Source organism: Oleiphilus sp. HI0132, from assembly GCF_001635845.1.
The window spans coordinates 1-711 of the sequence record NZ_LWGJ01000120.1 but is presented as its reverse complement, the minus strand read 5'-3'; the positions used below and the strand labels follow the sequence as shown (position 1 = coordinate 711).

The window sequence follows — 711 nt, the reverse complement described above, 5'->3', positions numbered from 1 at the left end:
ATACCACGCTGGTCAGCTGGCTCATAGCCACGACCGCGACCAACACGTAGCGTCATAGTGATATCACCATTGTCGCTAAGGTTGCAAATAACATGATCCGGATTCATGATTTCAACGTCATGATCCAACTGAATGTCACTAGCCAAGACTGGGCCTGGCCCCTTCTTAGTAAGCGTCAAACTAGCTTCATCGCGTGAGTGCATGTTTATAGCCAAACCTTTAAGGTTCAAAAGGATCTCAATAACATCCTCTTGAACACCTTCGATTGCGCTGTACTCGTGCAATACACCTTCGATTTCTGCTTCTACAACTGCACAACCCGGCATTGATGACAAAAGAATTCTTCTTAATGCGCTGCCAAGCGTATGGCCGAAGCCTCGCTCTAATGGCTCTAGAATAACTTTTGCATGTGTTGCGCTTAAACCTTGAACTTCAATGTTTCGTGGATTCAAGAATTCATTAACTGAACGCTGCATATATGCCCCTATACCTTATGTTGTATCCGATGAGATTACTTAGAGTAAAGCTCAACAATTAGATTCTCGTTGATGTCCGAAGGTAGCTCTGAACGCTCAGGAACAGCTTTAAAAGTTCCTGTGAGTTTATTGGTATCTACGTCGATCCACTCAACTGCCCCGCGATTAGCTGCTAACTCAACAGCGTTTTTAACACGCAATTGGTTCTTAGCTTTTTCGCGAACAGCAACAACAT

The 711-nt window shown here is 44.2% G+C and carries 2 pseudogenes; both read right to left on the bottom strand.

Going from position 1 to position 711, the window contains the following annotated elements:
- Positions 1-476 (bottom strand): annotated as a pseudogene (locus A3766_RS01570) (DNA-directed RNA polymerase subunit alpha); the annotation flags it as partial.
- A gap of 35 nt (positions 477-511) precedes the next feature.
- Positions 512-711 (bottom strand): annotated as a pseudogene (gene rpsD, locus A3766_RS30090) (30S ribosomal protein S4); the annotation flags it as partial.